Below are 2,375 nucleotides of genomic sequence, written 5' to 3' on the forward strand. Positions count from 1 at the left end.
CGCACGGACTTCTCCTCCACCAGGCCGCACTGGATGAACTCGTCGAAGCCCTTGCGGATCTTGGTGAACAGGGATCCGGAGGCCAGGGGAGCGACGATGTGGTCAGGCAGTTCCCAGCCCAGCTGCTCGATCACCTCATAGCCGAGGGTCTTGGAGCCCTCCGAGTAGTAGGGCCGCAGGTTGATGTTCACGAAGCCCCAGCCGAAGGTGTTGGCGACTTCCGAGCAGAGGCGATTCACCTGGTCGTAGTTGCCGTGCACCGCCATCAGGGTGGGGTTGTAGATCAGGGTGCCCAGCACCTTGCCGAGTTCCAGATCACTGGGGATGAAGACGCAGCATTCGAGCCCGGCATGGGCGGCGATGGCGGCGGTGGAGTTCGCCAGGTTGCCCGTGGAGGCGCAGCTGACCGTTGTGAACCCCAGCTCCCGGGCCCGGGTGAGGGCCACCGACACCACCCGATCCTTGAAGGAGAGGGTGGGCATGTTGACGCCGTCGTTCTTGATGTAGAGGCTGTTGAGGCCCAGGCGGCGTGCCAGGTTGTCGGCCTTGAGCAGGGGGGTGAAGCCCGTGCCGACGTCGATCGGATCGCCCTCGATCGGCAGGAAATCGCGGTATCGCCAGATGGAGGAGGGACCCGCTTCGATGGTGGCCCGGCTCACCCGGTTGCGGATGGCGTCGTAGTCGTAGACGACCTCCAGCGGGCCGAAGCAGACGTCTTCGCAGACGTGGCGGGCACCGGCCTCGTAGGCGTGGCCGCATTCCTTGCAGCGCAGGCCCGTGAAGGTGGAGCGGGAGAGGGTGGCCGTCACGGTGTCGCCCGATGCTGCCCGGAACCCTAACAGCGCGATCCAGCCCCGGAATGAATACCCGACCCGGTGGATCGGGTTATGTCGGCGGCGTTGGGGTGCCCCTGTCGCCACGGCCCCCTTGTCGCCGCAGCAAGGCTGTCTAGCCTCGAGCGGTGATGCGCGCTCTCCGCTCCCCTTCACCCAGCCGCCGGCGGTCCTGGTGGCTGCTGCTGCTGGGGCTCTCTCTCGCGGCCGCAGCCCTGCTGACCGCAGCCCGCCTCTGGGTGGAATGGAGCTGGTTCAGTCAGTTCGCGCTCCAGACCGTGTTGCTGCGCCGCTGGGCACTGCAGCTTCTGGGGCTGGTGCTGGGGCTGGCCCTGACGGCGGGGCTGCAACGGTGGCTGCTCTGGTTCTGGGCCCTGCCCGCCGCGTCGAGCGGGCGGCTGCGTCTGGAGCCCGTTCCCTATGGCGGGGTTCTGCTCGGACTGCTGGCCGGCGGCCTGCTCCCCCTGGCCCTGCTGTGGGGTCTGCTTCAGCGTCTGGCCTTCCAGCCGTTCGATCCCGATCGGCTGCATGGCCTGGTTGGTCTGGCGGCGGTGCCGCCGGGGCCGCTCGTCCTGGCCCTGGCTCTGGCCGTCGTGCTGTTGCTGGCCCGTCCCCAGGCGGCGGCCAGGGGGGTGCAGCTCGCCGGCGGGATGGTGGTCGCCGTCCTGCTGGCCCGGGGCTGGGGTCTGTGGAGTCTGGCGGCCGCAGCCCAGGCCGCGGGGATCCGCGAGCCTCTGCTGGGGGCCGATGTGAGCTTTGTGCTGATGCGCTTCCCGGCGCTGGCGCTGGCCCTCACCCTGGCCCTGGCCCTGATGGCCACGACCCTGTCGCTGGCCCTCTGGGGGGTGATGGCGCGGGCTCCCCAGCTCAGTGACGGGCGGTTCGCGGGCTTCAGCCCAGAGCAGCTGCTGGCCCTGCGCTGGCCCATGGCTCTGGCGGCCTTGCTGGTGGCCATGGCCTTCTGGCTGGGGCGGCATCAGCTGCTGCTCAGCACCTCGGGCAGCGTGCCCGGTGCGGGCTGGCTGGATGTGCATCTGGCTCTTCCGGTCCGCACCGGATCGGCCGTGATCGCCCTGGCCATGGCGGTGCTGCTGGTGAGCCCCCTGGCGCGGCAGGGCCGCCGGGCTCCGCTGGTGAGCCTGCTGGCGCTGCTGCTGGTCCTCCTGCCGCTGGTGGAGCTGGGCTTGAAGCCCCTGGTGCAGAACCTGCTGGTGAACCCCCAGGAGCTGGAACGGGAACAGCCCTATCTCGCCCGCTCGATCGATGCCACCCGGCGTGCCCTTCAGGTCGATGGCATGGATGTCTTCGACCGCGTTCCCAAGGGCCGCCTGACCCGACAGGATCTGGTGGAAGGCCAGGCCACCCTGCGCAACGTCCGTCTCTGGGACAGTGCCCCCCTGCTGGCCACCAACCGCCAGCTGCAGCAGCTGCGGGTGTACTACCGCTTCTCCGAGCCCGCGGTGGACCGCTATCCGCTGCAGCCCAGGTCCGGCCTGGGACGCCAGCAGGTGATCATGGCCGCCCGGGAGCTGGATCAGGCGG

General features: G+C 69.6%; 2 protein-coding genes. One reads left to right on the forward strand and one right to left on the reverse strand.

Annotated elements, in window-relative coordinates; all coding sequences use genetic code 11:
- Nucleotides 1-809 (reverse strand): threonine synthase (gene thrC / locus ACLNEE_RS16645; RefSeq protein WP_412007420.1); only part of this gene is annotated, 809 nt, incomplete at its 3' end.
- Nucleotides 810-964: 155 nt separating this feature from the next.
- Here thrC and ACLNEE_RS16650 point away from each other — a divergent pair.
- Nucleotides 965-2,375 (forward strand): UPF0182 family protein (locus ACLNEE_RS16650; RefSeq protein ID WP_412007421.1); only part of this gene is annotated, 1,411 nt, incomplete at its 3' end.

Source organism: Aphanothece stagnina RSMan2012 (assembly GCF_046764815.1).
GTDB lineage: Bacteria > Cyanobacteriota > Cyanobacteriia > PCC-6307 > Cyanobiaceae > NIES-981.